This window comes from Xanthomonas boreopolis, from assembly GCF_046529185.1.
Classification (GTDB): Bacteria; Pseudomonadota; Gammaproteobacteria; order Xanthomonadales; family Xanthomonadaceae; genus Pseudomonas_S; species Pseudomonas_S boreopolis.
In genome coordinates, this window is the sequence record NZ_CP097162.1 from 1,515,297 (window position 1) to 1,532,603 (window position 17,307).

Below are 17,307 nucleotides of genomic sequence, written 5' to 3' on the forward strand. Positions count from 1 at the left end.
CGGGGGTTACGCCCGGAGGTCCGGGCGCTTTCCCCCACATCCTAAAACGTCCAACTCAATGTCAGCTTCCTCTGCTTCCGCCGATCGCTGGATCGTCCTCAAGTTTGGCGGCACCTCGGTGTCGCGTCGTCATCGCTGGGACACGATCGGGAAGCTGGCGAAAAAACGCGCGGAGGACACCGGTTCGCGCGTGCTGGTGGTGGTCTCGGCGCTGTCGGGCGTCACCAACGAGCTGACCGCGATCGCCGACGGGGCCGCCGACAGCGCGCAGCGCGTGGCCGCGCTGGAGCAGCGCCATCGCGAGTTCCTGGCGGAGCTCGAACTGGACGCCGATGCGGTGCTGGGCGAGCGCCTGGCTGCGTTGCGCGGCCTGCTGGACGATCCGCGCGCGGCCGGCCGCACCCTGGACTGGCAGGCCGAGGTGCTCGGCCAGGGCGAGCTGCTGTCCTCGACGCTGGGCGCGGCCTACCTGCGCGCGAGCGGCCTGGACATGGGCTGGATGGACGCGCGCGACTGGCTCGACGCGCTGCCGCCGCAGCCCAACCAGAGCGAATGGTCCAAGCGCCTGTCGGTGTCCTGCCAGTGGCAGGCCAATGCCAGCTGGCGCGCCCGCTTCGACCAGCAGCCGACGCGCCTGCTGATCACCCAGGGCTTCATCTCGCGCCACCAGGACGGCGGCACCGCGATCCTGGGCCGCGGCGGCTCGGATACCTCGGCGGCGTACTTCGGCGCGCTGCTCGGCGCCTCGCGCGTGGAGATATGGACCGACGTGCCGGGCATGTTCAGCGCCAATCCGAAGGAAGTGCCGGACGCGCGCCTGCTGACCCGGCTGGACTACTACGAGGCGCAGGAAATCGCCACCACCGGCGCCAAGGTGCTGCACCCGCGCTCGATCAAGCCGTGCCGCGACTCAGGCGTGCCGATGGCGATCCTCGATACCGAGCGCCCGGAGATGCCGGGCACCAGCATCGACGGCGAGGCCGAGCCGGTGCCGGGCGTGAAGGCGATCAGCCGCCGCAACGGCATCGTGCTGGTGTCGATGGAAGGCATCGGCATGTGGCAGCAGGTCGGCTTCCTGGCCGACGTGTTCGCGCTGTTCAAGAAGCACGGCCTGTCGGTGGACCTGATCGGTTCGGCCGAGACCAACGTGACCGTCTCGCTCGACCCGAGCGAGAACCTGGTCAGCACCGACGTGCTGTCGGCGCTGTCGGCCGACCTGTCGAAGATCTGCAAGGTCAAGATCATCGTGCCGTGCGCGGCGATCACCCTGGTCGGGCGCGGCATGCGCTCGTTGCTGCACAAGCTCTCGGACGTGTGGGCCACGTTCGGCAAGGAGCGCGTGCACATGATCAGCCAGTCGTCCAACGACCTGAACCTGACCTTCGTGATCGACGAGGCCGATGCCGACGGGCTGCTGCCGGTCCTGCACGCCGAGCTGATCGACAGCGGGGCGATGCCGGTCTACGAAGGCCAGGTGTTCGGCCCGCGCTGGCGCGAGATCATCGGTGCGGTGCGCCCGCGCCCGACGCCGTGGTGGAAGGGCCGGCGCGAGCGCCTGCTGGCGCTGGCCGCCGAGGGCACGCCGCGCTACGCCTACCACCTGCCGACGGTGCGCGAGCGCGCGCGCCAGCTGGCCGCGATCGGCGCGGTCGACCGTCGCTACTACGCGATCAAGGCCAACTCGCATCCGGCGATCCTGAAGGCGCTGGCGGAGGAGGGCTTCGGCCTGGAGTGCGTCTCGCTCGGCGAGTTGCGGCGCGTGTTCCAGGCGTTGCCGGAGCTGGCGCCCGAGCGCGTGCTGTTCACCCCGAGCTTCGCGCCGATCGCCGAGTACCGGGCCGCGTTCGAACTGAGCGTGACCGTCACCGTCGACAACGTCGAGGCGCTCAAGCGCTGGCCGGAGGTGTTCCGCGGCCGCAGCCTGTGGCTGCGCATCGACCTGGGCCACGGCGACGGCCACCACGAGAAGGTGACCACCGGCGGCAAGGCGTCCAAGTTCGGCATCGCGGCCGCCCGCGTCGACGAGTTCGTCGATGCCGCGCGCGCGCTGGATGCCAGCATCGTCGGCCTGCACGCGCACCTGGGCAGCGGCGTGGAGACCAAGGCGCACTGGCGGCAGATGTACGACGAACTGGCCGGCTTCGCGCGCCGCATCGGCAGCGTGCAGGTGCTGGACATCGGCGGCGGCCTGCCGATCCCGTACAGCGAGGACGACGAACCGTTCGACCTGGACGACTGGGCGGCCGGGCTGGCCGAGGTCAAGGCGGTGCATCCGGCGTTCGCGCTGGCGATCGAGCCGGGCCGCTTCCTGGTCGCCGAGGCCGGCGTGCTGCTGGCGCAGGCCACGCAGGTGATCGAGAAGGACGGCGTGCACCGGGTCGGCGTGGATGCCGGCATGAACACGTTGATCCGTCCTGCGCTGTACGACGCCTGGCACGACATCGTGAACCTGTCGCGGCTGGAGGAAGCGCGCGGGGCCGATTTCGACGTGGTCGGGCCGATCTGCGAGTCCAGCGACGTGTTCGGCCACCGGGTCAAGCTGCCGGCGGCGACCGCGCCGGGCGACGCGATGCTGATCGCCGACGCAGGCGCCTACGGCTACACCATGGCCAGCACCTACAACCTGCGCGACCTGCCGTGCGAGGACGTGCTCGATGATTGATCGACACGCCCCGACCGCGTGCCTGCTACGACCGGTGCGGCGAAAACCGTCGGATCTGGAGCGCGCTATGGACCTTGGGGTGAGATGCGCGGGCCGGCTGCGTGCCGCTGGCGACCCATCCTCCGGGAAGCGGCCCGGGGCGCGCCGATACTGCGTTGCGCGCTTTGCCCGGGCGACCGGCCTGGGCCGCGACGCAGGCCTTGCCTCGACGCGCCCAACGCCGCTTCGCACGCATTCCAAAGGCCGTAACACGTTCTAACCCCGGAATATCCATGACCGCTGCTTTCGACAAACACCAGATCACGACCTTCCGCTTCGTCCGCTGCGGTTTCGACGCGGCCACCGGTGTGGCCTCGCTGGTGTACGCCTTCGACCAGGGGCCGGAACTGGTCGAGACCATCACCGTGCCGGGCGCGCCGTTCGCGCTGGAAGGCGCGCGCGCCGAGGCGGTGCGGCAGGCGCTGCGGCTGCTGCACCTGTTCGCAGGCGTGAGCTATTACAAGGCCGCGGTACCGGCGAAGGTGTCGATCGACGACTATGCGATCGATGCGGAGACGGCCGCGCTGGTGGAGAACCTGTACCTGCACGGCCTGGGCGAGTTCGCCTACCGCAACGGCCTGGACCTGCACGGCCGCTTCAAGCTGCCGGTCGAAGCGCCGGCGGCGGCGCCGGCCCCGGCGGCGGGCCTGCGCGAGCACGCGCTGGTCGCCATCGGCGGCGGCAAGGATTCGCTGGTCAGCATCGAGGCGCTGCGTACCGCCGGCGTTGCCCAGACCGTCACCTGGATCGGCGGTTCGCAACTGATCCGCGCCTGCGCCGAGCGCACCGGGCTGCCGACGCTCAACATCGGCCGCACGCTGGCGCCGGAGCTGTTCGAGCTCAACCGCCAGGGTGCCTGGAACGGCCATATCCCGGTGACCGCGATCAACTCGATGATCATGGTGTTCGCCGCGCTGCTGCTGGGCGTGGACCAGGTGGTGTTCTCCAACGAGCGCTCGGCCAGCTACGGCAGCCTGATCCCCGGCACCGGCGAGGTCAACCACCAGTGGTCGAAGGGCTGGGCGTTCGAGCAGGCGTTCGGCGAGCACGTCGAGCGCCACGTCGCCGCCGACCTGCACTACTACTCGCTGCTGCGGCCGCTCTCCGAGCTGGCGGTGGCGCGGCAGTTCGCCAAGAACGACCACTACGACGCGCATTTCTCCAGCTGCAACCGAAACTTCCACATCATGGGCGAACGCCCGGTGCACCGCTGGTGCGGGGTCTGCCCGAAGTGCCATTTCGTGTTCCTGGCGCTGGCGCCGTTCATGCCCAAGACGCGATTGGTGCGGATCTTCGGCCGCAACCTGCTCGACGATGCGACCCAGGCCGCCGGCTACGACGCATTGCTGGAGTTCCACGACCACAAGCCGTTCGAGTGCGTGGGCGAGGGCCGCGAGTCGCGCGCCGCGATGGCGACGCTGGCCGCGCGCGCGGAGTGGCAGGAGGACGCGCTGGTGAAGCGCTTCGTCCGCGAGATCCGGCCGCAGCTGCAGGCCGCGGAGCTGGAGATCGAACCGCTGCTGGCGATCGAGGACGAACATCGCATCCCCGCCGTGCTGTGGGAGCGCGTGCGTGCGAATTTCGCAGCTTGAGGGGCGCCGCGTCGCGCTGTGGGGCTGGGGCCGCGAAGGGCGCGCGGCGTATCGCGCGTTCCGGGGCGCGCACGCCGCCGCGCCGCTGACCCTGTTCTGTGGCGAGGCCGAGGTCGCCGAGGCGCAGGCGCTCGGCGATCCGCTGCTGGACATCGAGACCGAGGCCAGCGCCGGGCGCCTGGCGGCCTTCGAAGTGGTGATCAAGTCGCCGGGCATCAGTCCGTACAAGCCCGAGGCGCAGGCCGCTGCGGCGCAGGGCACGCAGTTCGTCGGCGGTACCGCGCTGTGGTTCGCCGAGCACGCCCAGCCGGGCGGCCAGGTGCCGGGGGCGGTGTGCGTCACCGGGACCAAGGGCAAGAGCACCACGACCGCGCTGCTGGCGCACCTGCTGCGCGCGGGCGGCCATCGCACCGCGCTGGCCGGCAACATAGGCCTGCCCTTGCTGGAGTTGCTGGCGCCGGAACCGCCGCCGCGGTACTGGGCGATCGAGCTGTCGAGCTACCAGACCCTCGATGTCGCGCGCAGCGGCGCGCGCCCGGAACTGGCCTTGGTGCTGAACCTGTTCCCCGAGCACCTGGACTGGCATGGCAGCGAGGAGCGCTACGTCGCCGACAAGCTGGCGCTGGTCACCGCGGCGCATCCGCGCATCGCCCTGCTCAATGCCGCCGATCCGCGCCTGGCGCGGCTGGAACTGCCGCACAGCGAGGTGTGCTGGTTCAACCGGCCCGATGGCTGGCACATGCGCGAGGACGTGGTGTATCGCGGCGAAGAATCGGTATTCGACACCGCCAGCGTGCCGTTGCCGGGCCGGCACAACCGCGGCAACCTGTGCGCGGTGCTCGCGGCCATCGAGGCGCTCGGCCTGGATGCCGCCGCGCTGGCGCCGGCCGCCTTGACCTTCCGCCCGCTGCCAAACCGGCTGCAGACCGTCGGCGCGAGCGACGGCATCACCTGGGTCAACGACTCGATCAGTACCACGCCGCACGCCACGCTGGCGGCGCTCGCCTGTTTCACGGCGCGCCGCGTCGCGGTGCTGGTCGGCGGCCACGACCGCGGCCTGGACTGGCACGACTTCGCCGAACACATGCGCCAGGCGCCGCCGCTGGAGATCGTGACGATGGGCGCCAACGGCCCGCGCATCCACGACCTGTTGGCGCCGATCGCGCCTGGCCGCTTCGGGCTGCATGCCGCCGCCGATCTGCCGCAGGCGGTGGCGTTGGCGCGCCAGGCGCTGGGCGGGCAGGGCGGCGTGGTACTGCTGTCGCCGGGCGCACCGAGCTTCGGCGCCTACCGCGATTACGTCGCACGCGGCCGCCATTTCGCCGAACTGGCCGGATTCGATCCGGACCAGATCAGCGCGATTCCCGGATTGGGCGTGGCCTGACCCGGGAATGGCCGCGCCGGGACGCCTCGTCCCGGCGGCAGGGAGTGGCGAAAATTTCGCCTTGCGCTGCCGGGGCCATGCGGCACAAGGCCTGCCGGCGCTTATCCACAATGTTTTCCGCGGCTCGTCCACACCGGTTGTGGAAAACGGCTCCGAGGGCTGGCGAAAATTTCGCCATGTCGCCGCGCCCCCCCGCGCCGCAAGGCCCGTGCGAGGTTGTCCACAGGCTTCTCCCGGCCTGATCCACACCGGCTGTGCACAAGCCCGCGGATCGACGCGCCGGGCTGGACTACACTCGCCGCAGTTCCCGGCAGAGGCGGACCGATGAGCAAGCGCAAGACGTGGTGGCAGGCGATGGGCGTGGTGGCGATGGCGGCGCTGTCGCAATCGGCCATGGCGGCGATGCAGGCGCGACCGGTGGAATGGACGGTCGGCAAGGACACGTTCTCCGGCGTGCTCGTCTACGACGATGCCGAGCACGACGAGCGGCCGGGCCTGGTGATGGTGCCGAACTGGATGGGCGTGACCGATACGGCGGTGGAGACGGCCAAGAAGCTGGCCGGCGACGACTACGTGGTCCTGGTCGCCGACGTCTACGGCAAGGGTCGCCGCCCCGCCGACGCGGGCGAGGCCGGCAAGCTGGCCGGCGGACTCAAGCAGGATACGGCGACGCTGCGCACCCGCGCGCTCAAGGCGGTGGAGGCATTGAAGGCGCAGGCCGGCAAGGCGCCGCTGGATGCCTCGCGGATCGGCGCGGTCGGTTTCTGCTTCGGCGGCAGTACCGTGCTGGAACTGGTGCGCGCGGGGACGCCGCTGGCCGGGGCGGTCAGCCTGCATGGCGGCCTGTCCACGCCGACGCCCGCGGCGGCCGGCGTCGCCAGGACCCCCGTGCTGGTGCTCAACGGTGCGGCCGACAAGAGCGTCGGCGCGCAGGACATCGCGGCGTTCGAGCAGGAGATGGACCGGGCCGGCGCCGACTGGCAGTTCGTCGACTTCAGCGGCGCGGTGCACTGCTTCGCCGAAGCCGAGGCCGGCAACGATCCGGCCAGCAACTGCCGCTACGACGCGCGCGCGGCCAAGCGCGCCTATCGCATGCTTCACGATTTCTTCGAGGAACGCTTCGGCGACTGACGGAAGGTTCCGCTCCTGGCGGGCGGTGCACTTGTGGGAGCGACTTCAGTCCCGACGCGCGGCATCGACCAGCGTCGGGACTGAAGTCCCTTCCCACTAAAGAGACGTGTCGCGATTGCCCCGCTTCTATCCGCAACGGCGGATCAATGCGTGCGCGACACCGCGTAGCGGGCCAGGCCGCGCAGGGCGGCGACGGCCTCGTTCTCCGGCAAGCCGTCGAGGGCGCGCTCGGCGGCCAGCGCGTAGTCGAACGCGCGCTGGCGGCTGTAATCGAGCCCGCCGGTGGCCCGGATCGCCGCCAGCACCTCGGGCATCGCCGAAGCCTCGCCCTGCTCGACGATCTCGCGCAGGCGCTGCCGCGTGGCCTCGTCCGAATGCGCCATCGCATGGATCAGCGGCAAGGTGGCCTTGCCTTCGGCCAGGTCGTCGCCGAGGTTCTTGCCCAGCGCTTCGGCGTCGGCGGCGTAATCGAGCACGTCGTCGGCGATCTGGAAGGCGTATCCGAGCTGCATGCCGTAGTCGTACAGCTTGTCCTGCACCGCCTCGCCGGCGCCGGAGGCCAGTGCGCCCAGGCGCGTACCGGCGGCGAACAGCACCGCGGTCTTGCGCTCGATCACCCGCAGGTATGCGGCTTCGTCGGTATCCGGGTTGTGCACGTGCAGCAGTTGCAGTACCTCGCCCTCGGCGATGCGGTTGGTGGTGTCGGCGAGCAGGCGCATCACCGCCATGCTGTCCAGTTCCACCATCAGCTGGAAGCTGCGCGAGTACAGGAAGTCGCCGACCAGCACGCTCGGCGCATTGCCCCAGAGCGCATTGGCGGTGCTGCGGCCGCGCCGCAGGTCGGATTCGTCGACCACGTCGTCGTGCAGCAGCGTCGAGGTATGGATGAACTCGATGATCGCCGCGAGCTGGTGGTGGTCGGCGCCGGCGCGGCCGACCGCGTGGCCGGCCAGCATCACCAGCATCGGCCGCAGGCGCTTGCCGCCGGCGGAGATGATGTGGTCGGCGATCTGGTTGATCAGCACCACGTCCGAAGCCAGCCGGCGGCGGATCAGCGCATCGACCGCGGCCATGTCGGGAGCGGCGAGGGCCTGGATCCGGGGCAGGTCCAGGGCGGGACGGAGGTCTTCGGCGATGCTCATGCGGTGCGATGGGATGGCGTGCCCGGAATTATAAGTGCCGGGGTCCGCCAGCGGGCCTGCCGGCGTGCGATGGATCATTCCGCCGCGTTCCCGCCGGCATCGCAGAACGCACAGAAACCGGCCACGAACGATGCCAGCCGCTGCTGCATCGCCGGATCCTTCAGCGCGCCCCGCTCGTCGAACGCGCGGTCGGCGTGCGACAGCATCAGGCGCCCGCCGAACCACGGCCGCGTGCCCAGGGTGCGCAGCACCTGCAGCCAGGCGGTCTGGCTCAGCAGGGTGCCGAACGGCCCGGGCGAAGCGCCGACGAGCGCGACCGGCGTGCCGCCGAACACGCGCGCGATGTCCTGCGACGGCCGCGACATCCAGTCGATGGCGTTCTTGAACACGCCCGGGATGCCGTTGTTGTACTCCGGGGTGACCAGCAGCAGGCCGTCGGCCTGCGCGACCGCGTCCTTGAGCCGGGCCACGGCCTCGGGGATGCCCGAGGCGGCCTCCACGTCGCCGTCGTACAGCGGCACCTCGCGGATCGAATGGATGTCGATGCGGCTGCCCGCGGGGGCGACGGCCGCCGCCTGCCGCAGCAGGGCGGCATTGAAGGAGTCGCGGCGCAGGCTGCCGGCCAGACCGACGATGCGGGCCATGGGAGTCTTCCAGCGGAGGGGAGGCCACAAGCCTAGCAGGTAGGGCGAACGCCCCGTGGAGCTTGTCCTACCCGGCGGCGGGGACTGCGCCTACCTGCGGACGGGAGGGACACGCCGGGAAGGGCGGTCCGGCGGGATGGTACTATCGTGCCCCATCCAGCCTCACCCCGCCGCCGGCGCCCGTGCCGGCCGGCACAGACGGAAGAATTCAATGGCCCGCGGCATCAACAAAGTCATCCTGGTCGGCAACCTCGGCAACGATCCGGACACCAAGTACACCCAGAGCGGCATGGCCGTGACCCGCATCAGCCTGGCGACCACGAGCGTCCGCAAGGACCGCGACGGCAACAACCAGGAACGCACCGAGTGGCACCGCGTGGTGTTCTTCGGCAAGCTCGGCGAGATCGCCGGCGAATACCTGCGCAAGGGCAGCCAGGTGTACGTGGAAGGCGAACTCCGTTACGACAAGTACACCGGCCAGGACGGCGTGGAGAAGTACAGCACCGACATCGTCGCCAACGAGATGCAGATGCTCGGTGGCCGTGGCGAGGGTGGCGGTGGCGGTGGCGGGTACGGCGGGGATCGCCCGCAGCGCCAGGCGCCGCAGCGTCAGGAATACGCGCCGCGCCGCCAGCAGGCCGCGCCGCAGCCGTCCGCCGCGCCGCCGATGGACGATTTCGCCGACGACGACATCCCGTTCTGAGCGATCTCGCGCCAGGCTGCTGCGCGCGCGAAGGGAAAGGCCCGCTCTTGCGGGCCTTTCTGTTTCTGGGAGGGGCGGATGGCCTGGCCGGCAGGGCGACCGGCACGGACTGCCGTCACTTGCAGGGATGCGCGGCGCCGAGGGCTTGCACGACCGCGACCGAGGCCGGCTCGTCCAGGCGGGCAGGGGGCAGCTTGGCGAGGTAGGCATAGGTGACGGAGGCCAGTTCGCTGATCGCCAGCCGGGGTGGCGGGCACCACGCCTTGCCCGCGGTGATGTCGGCAACGCCATAGACGTAGGCCATGGCCCTGCCGGTCGAGAGTTCGCGCTGTCTTGCCGGGTCAGGGGTCGGGGCCGCCAGTGCGCCTTCGTCGATGCCGGCCAGGAGTTCCTTGGCTCGCAAGGTCCGATAAGGCTGGCCCGACGCTCCCGCCGGGGCCGGCTGCGGTTGCGCCGATAGCGTGGTGGCGAAGAGCGAGGTGGCCAGCAGTGCGGCGGAAAACAGGCGAGGCAGGCGCATGGCGAGGGCTTCCGTTCGGAGAGTGGAGCGGGGCGGTCGGTGGATCGGCGCGCAGGCTTTGCCGAAACGCCGATCGAGCGGATCCCGGCGAGACGCCAGCCAGGTGTCGCCGTCGCCGCCGAAAGGCCGGTGCATCCCGGGCGTCCCGGCATGGTACTTGCCGCCTGGCGAGAAGACGTGACGGGCCCGTTCCTCTTCGGCCGCCCGCCGGCCGGCACGGGCCACCGGGGCGCAACGTAGAGCGGGGCAGGCGCAGGGCCGGCGGGGCGTTACTTCGCGTAACCCTGCAACAGCTTGAGCAGGACCCCGGCTTCCTGCCGTCGCGCGTCCTGGTCCTGTTCGGCGACCACGTGTTCCTCCAGGTGCCCCCGCAGCACCTCCATCATCAGGCTGTGCATCGCGCCCTTGGCCGCGGCGATCTGTACGAGGACGTCGCCGCAGTCGGCCTCGCCTTCCAGGGCCTTCTCGAGGGCCGCCACTTGCCCGGCGATGCGCCGGACGCGGCTCAGCAGGGCTTTCCGGTTTCGGGTCACGTGCGCCATGGCCGCGGATTATATACCCTAGGGGGGTATATTCCCACGCAGGTTTTCCTATGTCCCTGGATGCCCTCGCCGAACAGCGGCGCCATACCCACGCGTTCGATTCCGGCAACGCCCTGGCCGAGCGGGGAGCCAGGCGCGCGATGTGGCTGACCATCGCGATGATGGTGGTGGAGATCGCCGGCGGCTGGTGGTTCAACTCGATGGCGGTATTGGCCGACGGCTGGCACATGAGCTCGCATGCGCTGGCGCTGGGCCTTTCCGCGTTCGCCTATGCCTGCGCCCGGCGCTACGCCCACGACCGCCGCTTTGCGTTCGGAACCTGGAAGATCGAGATCCTGGGCGGATACACCAGCGCGGTGCTGTTGCTGGTGGTGGCCGCGCTGATGGCGTTCCAGTCGATCGAGCGGCTCATGCTGCCCAGCCGCATCCACTATCCGGAGGCGATCGCCATCGCGGTGGTGGGGCTGGCGGTGAACCTGGTCTGCGCCTGGTGGCTGCGCGACCACCACGACCATGGCCATGAGCATGCCCATGAGCACGATCACCACCACGACCATCACCACGATCATCGCGGGCACGGCCACGACTTGAACCAGCGTTCGGCCTACCTGCACGTGATCGCCGATGCGGCCACGTCGGTGCTGGCCATCGTCGCGCTGCTCGGCGGCATGGTGTTCGGCGCGGCCTGGCTGGACCCGGTGATGGGATTGGTCGGAGCCGCGCTGGTGACCGTCTGGGCGTGGGGACTGCTGCGCAAGAGCGGGCGCATCCTGCTGGATGCGCAGATGGACGCGCCGGTGGTCGAGGAAATCCGCGAGGTGATCGAACAGGGCGACGTGCCCGCGCGCATCTGCGACCTGCACGTCTGGCAGGTCGGCAAGGGCAAGTACGCCTGCGTCGTCGGAATCGTCACCGACTCGGACCGCGACGCGGACGCGTTCCGCCGCGCACTGGCCATCCACGAGGAACTCGTGCACGTGACCGTCGAGATCCATCGGGTGCACCACGATGCCGCTGCCGGGGGCAGCCGGCAGGCGCCCGGTTGAACGGGAGCGGGTTACCGGCGGAGCCCGGCGAGGTGGGCCGCCGTGGCGGGATCAGGCGAACCGGGCGATGAAACCGGCCATCACGGCGGCGTAGACCAGCACCAGGCCGGTCTTGACCGGCAATTCGTACTTGCGCAGCAACTGTTGCATGTGCCTTCCCCCAAGGCATGGTCGCTGGGGAGGAGCATATCGCGGGATGTGACTTCCGTCACGTAGGAATTGTCCTACCCGGATATGGGGACGGGACTGACGGCGCGGCGGGGGGCGGAGGAGGATGCTGGCGGCGCCGGACGCGGGGCCGATGGCTACTCAACCCGCGGCCCCTTGAGTAAGGGCGCGCCGGTTCGAGTGCTGGAACACCCCCTGCACATTCCCCGAGTGCCGGAACACGGTGTTTGGCGCCCTGCCGGCTCGCCGTGACCAGTGGCTCGATGGTTGGTGCTTTCCCGTTCGGGGCCCCCCATGGGGGCGCGTTATGGATTCCGAGACGAGTGCGGAGCGGCCTTGGGCGCGTCGAGCAAAGGCATGCGCTGCGGCCGGGAGCTGGCCGCCAGGGCAATGCGTGCAGCGCAGCATCGGCCGCAAGATCGGCCGCCAGCCACATGGAACCGCGGCTGGCGATCGGCGCATCTCGTCCCGGCGTCCATGGCCGTTCCCGATACCGTCGCAGCCGAGGAAGTCATGGAATCGAAGGATCGCTACGTCGTCAGCATCGAGCCGGAGAAGGGCGCCTGGCTGGTGTGCCGGCCCCACTGGTCGCCGCTGCGCTACCTGCGCGAGCAGGGCGCGCTGGAGAACGCCGAACTGATGGCGAAGCTGCACCGGCTCACCACCGGCCAGCCCGCGGACGTGGTCCTGCGAGCGCCCGACGGCGAGCGGGTGGTGCGCCGCTACGAATGAGCCCGTCGCCGGCGCCCGCGCCGGGTGGGCGGGTGCGTCCCGGATTGGCCCCGGGAGCCAGGCTCGGCTAGATTCGGCGTTTCCCCGTTCCCGGCCAGGTCGTCAGTGAACCCAGATTCCCATGCATTGATCGACAACGACATCGTCGTCTTCGGCCTGATCGCGGCCACGCTCGGAGCGGTGTTCTGGACCGCCTCGCGCGAGCAGGGCTTCTGGAAACGCTTCTACGCATTCGTGCCGGCGTTGCTGCTGTGCTACCTGCTGCCGGGCATCTACAACACCATCGGCCTGATCGACGGGCAGACCACCCGGCTCTACAACCCGGTGGCGCGCGACGTGCTGCTGCCGGCGGCGCTGGTGCTGCTGACGCTCGCGGTCGACATCAAGGGCATCCTGCGGTTGGGGCCCAAGCTGGTGGCGATGTACCTGGGCGCCTCGCTGAGCATCATGCTCGGGGCCGTGGTGGCGTTCCAGCTGATGAAATGGCTGCACCCGTCCACGGTCGCCGGCGATACCTGGGCGGGCATGGCGGCGCTGGCCGGCAGCTGGATCGGCGGCGGCGCCAACATGCTGGCGATGCGCGAGGTGTTCAACGTGGACGCGACCACGTTCGGGCAGTTCGCGGTAGTCGATGTCGGCGTGGGCTACGTCTGGATGGCGACGTTGATCTTCCTGGCCGGGCGGGCGCAGCGTATCGATGCTCGCAGCGGCGCCGATACCCGCGCGATCGACGAGCTGAAGGCGCGCATCGCGAAGTTCCAGGCCGAGCACGAGCGCATCCCGAGCCTCACCGACCTGATGATGATCGTCGGCGTGGCATTCGGCGCGGTGGGACTGTCGCACGCGATCGCCGCACCGCTCGCCGGATGGTTCGGGCGCAACGTGGCGTGGGCGGCGCAGTTCAGCCTGGACTCGACGTTCGTCTGGGTCGTGGTATTGGCCACCAGCTGCGGCCTGGCGCTGAGCTTCACGCGGGCACGCACGCTGGAAGGCGCCGGCGCGTCGAGGATCGGCTCGCTGCTGCTGTACTTCCTGATCGCCTGCATCGGCATGCAGATGGACCTGCTGTCGCTGCTGGACCGGCCATGGCTGTTCCTGCTCGGGCTGATCTGGATCGCGGTGCACATCGTGCTGTTGTGGGGCCTGGGCCGGCTGCTGCACGTGCCGTTCTTCTATTTCGCGATCGGGTCGCAGTCGAACATCGGCGGTCCCGCCTCGGCCCCGGTGGTGGCGGCCGCATTCCATCCCGCGTTGGCACCGGTCGGGGTGCTGCTCGGTACGATGGGCTACGCGACCGGCACCTATCTGGCGTACCTGGTGGGCGTCATGCTGCGTTCCATGGCAGGGGCATGAGGGCCGGTCGAGCCGGCGGCGCGCATGTTGCTGCGCGCAAAGGCCCGGCGACGCGGCCATGCCAGAATCCGCCCATGCTCCGCCTTGCCATCGCCCTGCTGCTTGCCGCCCTGCTGCCGTGTTCGTCCGCGGCCGCAGCGCCCGTTCCCGAGACCGCCATGCGCGTGCTGATCTTCAGCAAGACCGCCACGTTCCGCCACGACTCCATTCCCACCGCGATCGCGACGGTACGGCGGCTGGCGGAGGAGCAGGGCATGCAGGCCGATGCCAGCGAGGATCCGGCGGCGTTCACCGATGCGGCCTTGGCGCGCTATCGCGTGGTGGTATTCGCCAACACCACCGGCGAGGTGCTGGATGCGGCGCAGCAGGCCGCGTTCGAGCGCTTCATCCGCGCCGGCGGCGGTTTCGTCGGCATCCACTCCGCGGCGGACACCGGCTACGAATGGCCCTGGTACGGGAAACTGGTGGCCGCCTACTTCGGCGGGCATCCGCCCGGATTGCAGGGCAGCCGGGTACAGCCCGAGCGCTATGGCCGGCCGGACGGCGAAGCCTGGCCGGTCCGCGACGAGCTGTACAACTACCGCAGCAATCCGCGCGGGCAGGTGCAGGTGCTCGCCACGATCGACGAGAAGCTGTACGAAGGCGGGACCATGGGCGCCGACCATCCCATTGCCTGGTGCCATGCCTTCGACGGTGGCCGTGCGTGGTACACGGGACTGGGGCACGATGCGGCGATCTATGCCGATCCGCATTTCCTGGCGCAGTTGCGTGGCGGATTGCGGTACGCGGCGGGCATCGCGCCGGGCTGTTGAGCGTCTGAAGGCGCCCGTTGGGAGGCTGCAGTCCTGGCAGCTCTATCGCTGTTGCCTTGCAAGAGCGGTTTCCTTCCTCGGATAGAGACATGCGCGAGTCATCGGCTCGCGCATGTCTGGACGGACCGGCCGATCGGCCGATAGGGCGCGCCCAGGTTTCCGTGCTTCGTGCTCGCATTCCGTCGTTGTCGAACACGACATGCTCAGCCATCGGCGACGACGGAGTCCGGCACGCCGCCGGAACGCGCTGCGGCGCGCATTGTTCAAGAGCCGTGTTGGCCGGGAGCAAGGGAGCCTGCGGGAATGAAAACAGGCGGCCCGGAGGCCGCCTGCCGGTGTCGTCGCCCGGGGAAGGTTCAACAGCAGCGGAAGCCGCTCTTGCCGCCGTAGCGGGCTTCCTGGCGCTCGCGGAAGAAGGTCGGGTAGTCCATGACCGGACGGTCCGGGTGCTTCTCCAGCATGTGCCGTACGTAGTTGTCGTAGTCGGGTATGCCGCAGCACAGCCGCGCGGTCTGCACCAGGCGCCGCCAGAAGCGGCGGTGCGCCTGGTACTGCCCGACCGGGACCAGGTCCGTACTCATCACAGGTCCGCCATCTGGGCCGGGGTGAGCGCGACGTACGGCGTTTCCTTGTCGGTGCGCTGCGCATTGCGCCGGGCGGCCACGATCGTCTTGATCGAGTAGATCAGCGTCGCGAACACCACGAACAGGAACAGCACGGTCAAGCCGGTATTGACGTAGGCGTTGGTGACGATCTGCTGCATCTGCGCCACGCTCTTGGCCGGGGCGGTGACCGTGCCGCTGGCGATGGCGGCCTGGAACTTGTGCGCCTGCGCCAAGAAGCCCTGTGCCGGGTTGCTGTCGAAGATCTTGATCAGCCCGGCATAGCTGGTGCAGATCAGCAGCCATACCGCCGGTACCGCGGTGACCCAGGCGTAGCGGTCGCGCTTCATCTTGAACAGTACCACCGTGCCCAGCATCAGCGCGATGCCGGCCAGCATCTGGTTGGAGATGCCGAACAGCGGCCACAGCGTCTGGATGCCGCCGAACGGATCGACCACGCCGGTGTAGAGCAGGTAGCCCCACAGCGCCACGCAGCCGGCGGTGGCGATGATGTTGGCGGTCCACGACTCGGTGCGGCGCATCGCCGGGACGAAGTTGCCGATCAGGTCCTGCAGCATGAAGCGGCCGGCGCGGGTGCCGGCATCCACCGCGGTCAGGATGAAAAGCGCCTCGAACAGGATCGCGAAGTGGTACCAGAACGCCATCATCGCGTCGCTGCCGCTGGGGATGGCCTCGTGCAGGATCTGCGCGATGCCCACCGCCAGCGTCGGCGCGCCGCCGGCGCGGTGCAGGATGGTTGGCTCGCCGATCGCCGCGGCCGTGGCTTCCAGCTGCTCGGGACTGATGGTGAAGCCCCAGGTGTTGGTGATGTAGTGCGCGGCCGAGACCGCATCGGCGCCGATCACCGCCGCCGGGCTGTTCATCGCGAAGTAGATGCCCGGCTCGATGATCGCGGCGGCCACCAGCGCCATCACCGCGACGAACGACTCCATCAGCATGCCGCCGTAGCCGATGTAGCGCATGTGGCCTTCGTTGGCGAGCAGCTTCGGCGTCGTGCCCGAGGAGATCAGCGCGTGGAAGCCGGAGACCGCGCCGCAGGCGATGGTGATGAACAGGAACGGGAAGATGCCGCCCTTCCAGACCGGGCCGTCGCCGCTGGCGGCGAACTGGGTGAGCGCCGGCATCTTCAGGTCGGGCATCACGATCAGGATGCCGATCGCCAGCGCGATGATGGTGCCGATCTTGAGGAAGGTGGACAGGTAGTCGCGCGGCGCCAGCAGCAGCCACACCGGCAGCACCGAGGCGACGAAGCCGTAGCCGATCAGCATCCAGGTGATCTGGGTGCCGGTGAAGGTGAAGGCCGGGCCCCAGGTCGGGTCGGCCGCGACCTTGCCGCCGAACCAGATCGCCGCCAGCAGCAGGATCAGGCCGACCACGGAGATCTCGCCGATCTTGCCGGGCCGGATGTAGCGCATGTAGATGCCCATCAGGATCGCGATCGGCATCGTCGCGATCACGGTGAACATGCCCCAGGGGCTTTCCGCCAGCGCCTTCACCACCACCATCGCCAGCACCGCCAGGATGATGATCATGATCAGGAAGGCGCCGAACAGCGCGATGGTGCCGGGCACCTGGCCCATTTCCTCGCGCACCAGGTCGCCGAGCGAGCGGCCGTTGCGGCGGCTGGACAGGAACAGGACCATGAAGTCCTGCACCGCGCCGGCGAAGACCACGCCGACCACCAGCCACAGCAGGCCCGGCAGGTAGCCCATCTGCGCGGCCAGCACCGGGCCGACCAGCGGGCCGGCGCCGGCGATCGCGGCGAAGTGGTGGCCGAACAGGACGTGCTTGTTGGTCGGCACGTAGTCCAGACCGTCGTTGTTGAGTACCGCGGGCGTGGCCCGGGTCGTATCGAGCTGCATCACCTTGTTGGCGACGAACAGCGCGTAGAAGCGATAGGCGATGAGATAGATCGAGACGGCGGCGACCACGATCCACAGCGCGTTGATGTGCTCGCCGCGCCGCAATGCCACCGTCCCTAGACAGAACGCGCCCACGACCGCGAGCGCGGCCCAGGCCAGCTTCGAGAAACCTTTCATGCACGTCCCTCCGGAAAGACCGGTTAAGGTTCCCCCCCTGCCGCGGGCCGGTCAATCCCGCCGGCGTGGCGGCCGCTACCACTTTGGTCGTAGGCGGCGGCGCCGGCCGCGGGCGGGAGCCTGCCTGCGCCAGCCCGGCGCTTCTGGAACAATGGGTTGCGTCGTTCGCCATTGG

15 protein-coding genes are annotated in these 17,307 nt (G+C 69.7%); 9 read left to right on the forward strand and 6 right to left on the reverse strand.

Features of this window, described 5'->3' with window-relative positions; all coding sequences use genetic code 11:
• The first annotated feature begins 58 nt into the window (after positions 1–58).
• From M3M27_RS06770 to M3M27_RS06785, 4 genes are all read left to right on the forward strand, one after another.
• Positions 59–2,662, forward strand: coding sequence for a bifunctional aspartate kinase/diaminopimelate decarboxylase (locus tag M3M27_RS06770; RefSeq protein ID WP_434027547.1), 2,604 nt, complete (start codon positions 59–61; stop codon positions 2,660–2,662).
• Positions 2,663–2,934: 272 nt separating this feature from the next.
• Positions 2,935–4,293, forward strand: coding sequence for a UDP-N-acetyl-alpha-D-muramoyl-L-alanyl-L-glutamate epimerase (gene murL / locus M3M27_RS06775; RefSeq protein WP_140719006.1), 1,359 nt, complete (start codon positions 2,935–2,937; stop codon positions 4,291–4,293).
• Complete coding sequence (gene murD / locus M3M27_RS06780; protein ID WP_434027548.1) at positions 4,274–5,677, forward strand: UDP-N-acetylmuramoyl-L-alanine--D-glutamate ligase; 1,404 nt, start codon at positions 4,274–4,276, stop codon at positions 5,675–5,677. The genes murL and murD overlap by 20 nt, the downstream gene beginning before the upstream one ends.
• 324 nt (positions 5,678–6,001) lie before the next feature.
• Positions 6,002–6,808 (forward strand): dienelactone hydrolase family protein, encoded by an 807-nt coding sequence (locus M3M27_RS06785; RefSeq protein WP_434027549.1) that lies wholly within the window; start codon positions 6,002–6,004, stop codon positions 6,806–6,808.
• Between the two features lie 143 nt (positions 6,809–6,951).
• Here the strand turns inward: M3M27_RS06785 and M3M27_RS06790 are convergent, their stop codons facing one another.
• The gene (locus tag M3M27_RS06790) at positions 6,952–7,950 is read right to left on the reverse strand and encodes a polyprenyl synthetase family protein (protein ID WP_434027550.1); all 999 of its coding nucleotides are present in this window, start codon (positions 7,948–7,950) and stop codon (positions 6,952–6,954) included.
• 74 nt (positions 7,951–8,024) lie between these two features.
• Entirely contained in the window at positions 8,025–8,594 is a 570-nt protein-coding gene (locus tag M3M27_RS06795) for an NADPH-dependent FMN reductase (RefSeq protein ID WP_434027551.1), read from the reverse strand.
• Positions 8,595–8,805: 211 nt separating this feature from the next.
• Here M3M27_RS06795 and M3M27_RS06800 point away from each other — a divergent pair, with 211 nt between their 5' ends.
• Positions 8,806–9,297 (forward strand): single-stranded DNA-binding protein, encoded by a 492-nt coding sequence (locus tag M3M27_RS06800; RefSeq protein WP_140719001.1) that lies wholly within the window; start codon positions 8,806–8,808, stop codon positions 9,295–9,297.
• Positions 9,298–9,412: 115 nt separating this feature from the next.
• Here the strand turns inward: M3M27_RS06800 and M3M27_RS06805 are convergent, their stop codons facing one another.
• The gene (locus tag M3M27_RS06805) at positions 9,413–9,817 is read right to left on the reverse strand and encodes a Rap1a/Tai family immunity protein (RefSeq protein WP_434027552.1); all 405 of its coding nucleotides are present in this window, start codon (positions 9,815–9,817) and stop codon (positions 9,413–9,415) included.
• A gap of 269 nt (positions 9,818–10,086) precedes the next feature.
• Positions 10,087–10,359 (reverse strand): metal/formaldehyde-sensitive transcriptional repressor, encoded by a 273-nt coding sequence (locus M3M27_RS06810; protein WP_434027553.1) that lies wholly within the window; start codon positions 10,357–10,359, stop codon positions 10,087–10,089.
• Positions 10,360–10,409: 50 nt separating this feature from the next.
• Here M3M27_RS06810 and dmeF point away from each other — a divergent pair, with 50 nt between their 5' ends.
• The 4 genes from dmeF to M3M27_RS06830 all read left to right on the forward strand — a co-directional run bounded on the left by dmeF (position 10,410) and on the right by M3M27_RS06830 (position 14,470).
• On the forward strand, positions 10,410–11,405 hold the full coding sequence (dmeF, locus tag M3M27_RS06815; RefSeq protein WP_140718996.1) for a CDF family Co(II)/Ni(II) efflux transporter DmeF: 996 nt from the start codon (positions 10,410–10,412) through the stop codon (positions 11,403–11,405).
• A 681-nt stretch (positions 11,406–12,086) separates the two neighbouring features.
• Complete coding sequence (locus M3M27_RS06820) at positions 12,087–12,305, forward strand: hypothetical protein (protein ID WP_140718995.1); 219 nt, start codon at positions 12,087–12,089, stop codon at positions 12,303–12,305.
• Positions 12,306–12,410: 105 nt separating this feature from the next.
• Complete coding sequence (locus M3M27_RS06825; RefSeq protein ID WP_434027554.1) at positions 12,411–13,658, forward strand: DUF819 domain-containing protein; 1,248 nt, start codon at positions 12,411–12,413, stop codon at positions 13,656–13,658.
• 74 nt (positions 13,659–13,732) lie between these two features.
• Positions 13,733–14,470, forward strand: a complete 738-nt coding sequence (locus tag M3M27_RS06830; RefSeq protein WP_434027555.1) for a ThuA domain-containing protein — start codon at positions 13,733–13,735, stop codon at positions 14,468–14,470.
• A gap of 356 nt (positions 14,471–14,826) precedes the next feature.
• On the opposite strand, the gene M3M27_RS06835 is transcribed toward M3M27_RS06830, so the two are convergent.
• Together M3M27_RS06835 and M3M27_RS06840 are read right to left on the reverse strand one after the other, a co-directional pair.
• The gene (locus M3M27_RS06835) at positions 14,827–15,051 is read right to left on the reverse strand and encodes a YbdD/YjiX family protein (protein WP_140718990.1); all 225 of its coding nucleotides are present in this window, start codon (positions 15,049–15,051) and stop codon (positions 14,827–14,829) included.
• A complete protein-coding gene (locus M3M27_RS06840) occupies positions 15,051–17,132 on the reverse strand; it encodes a carbon starvation CstA family protein (RefSeq protein WP_140718989.1) in 2,082 nt (693 codons plus the stop codon). Before M3M27_RS06840 ends, M3M27_RS06835 begins: the two co-directional genes overlap by 1 nt.
• Positions 17,133–17,307 lie beyond the last annotated feature (175 nt).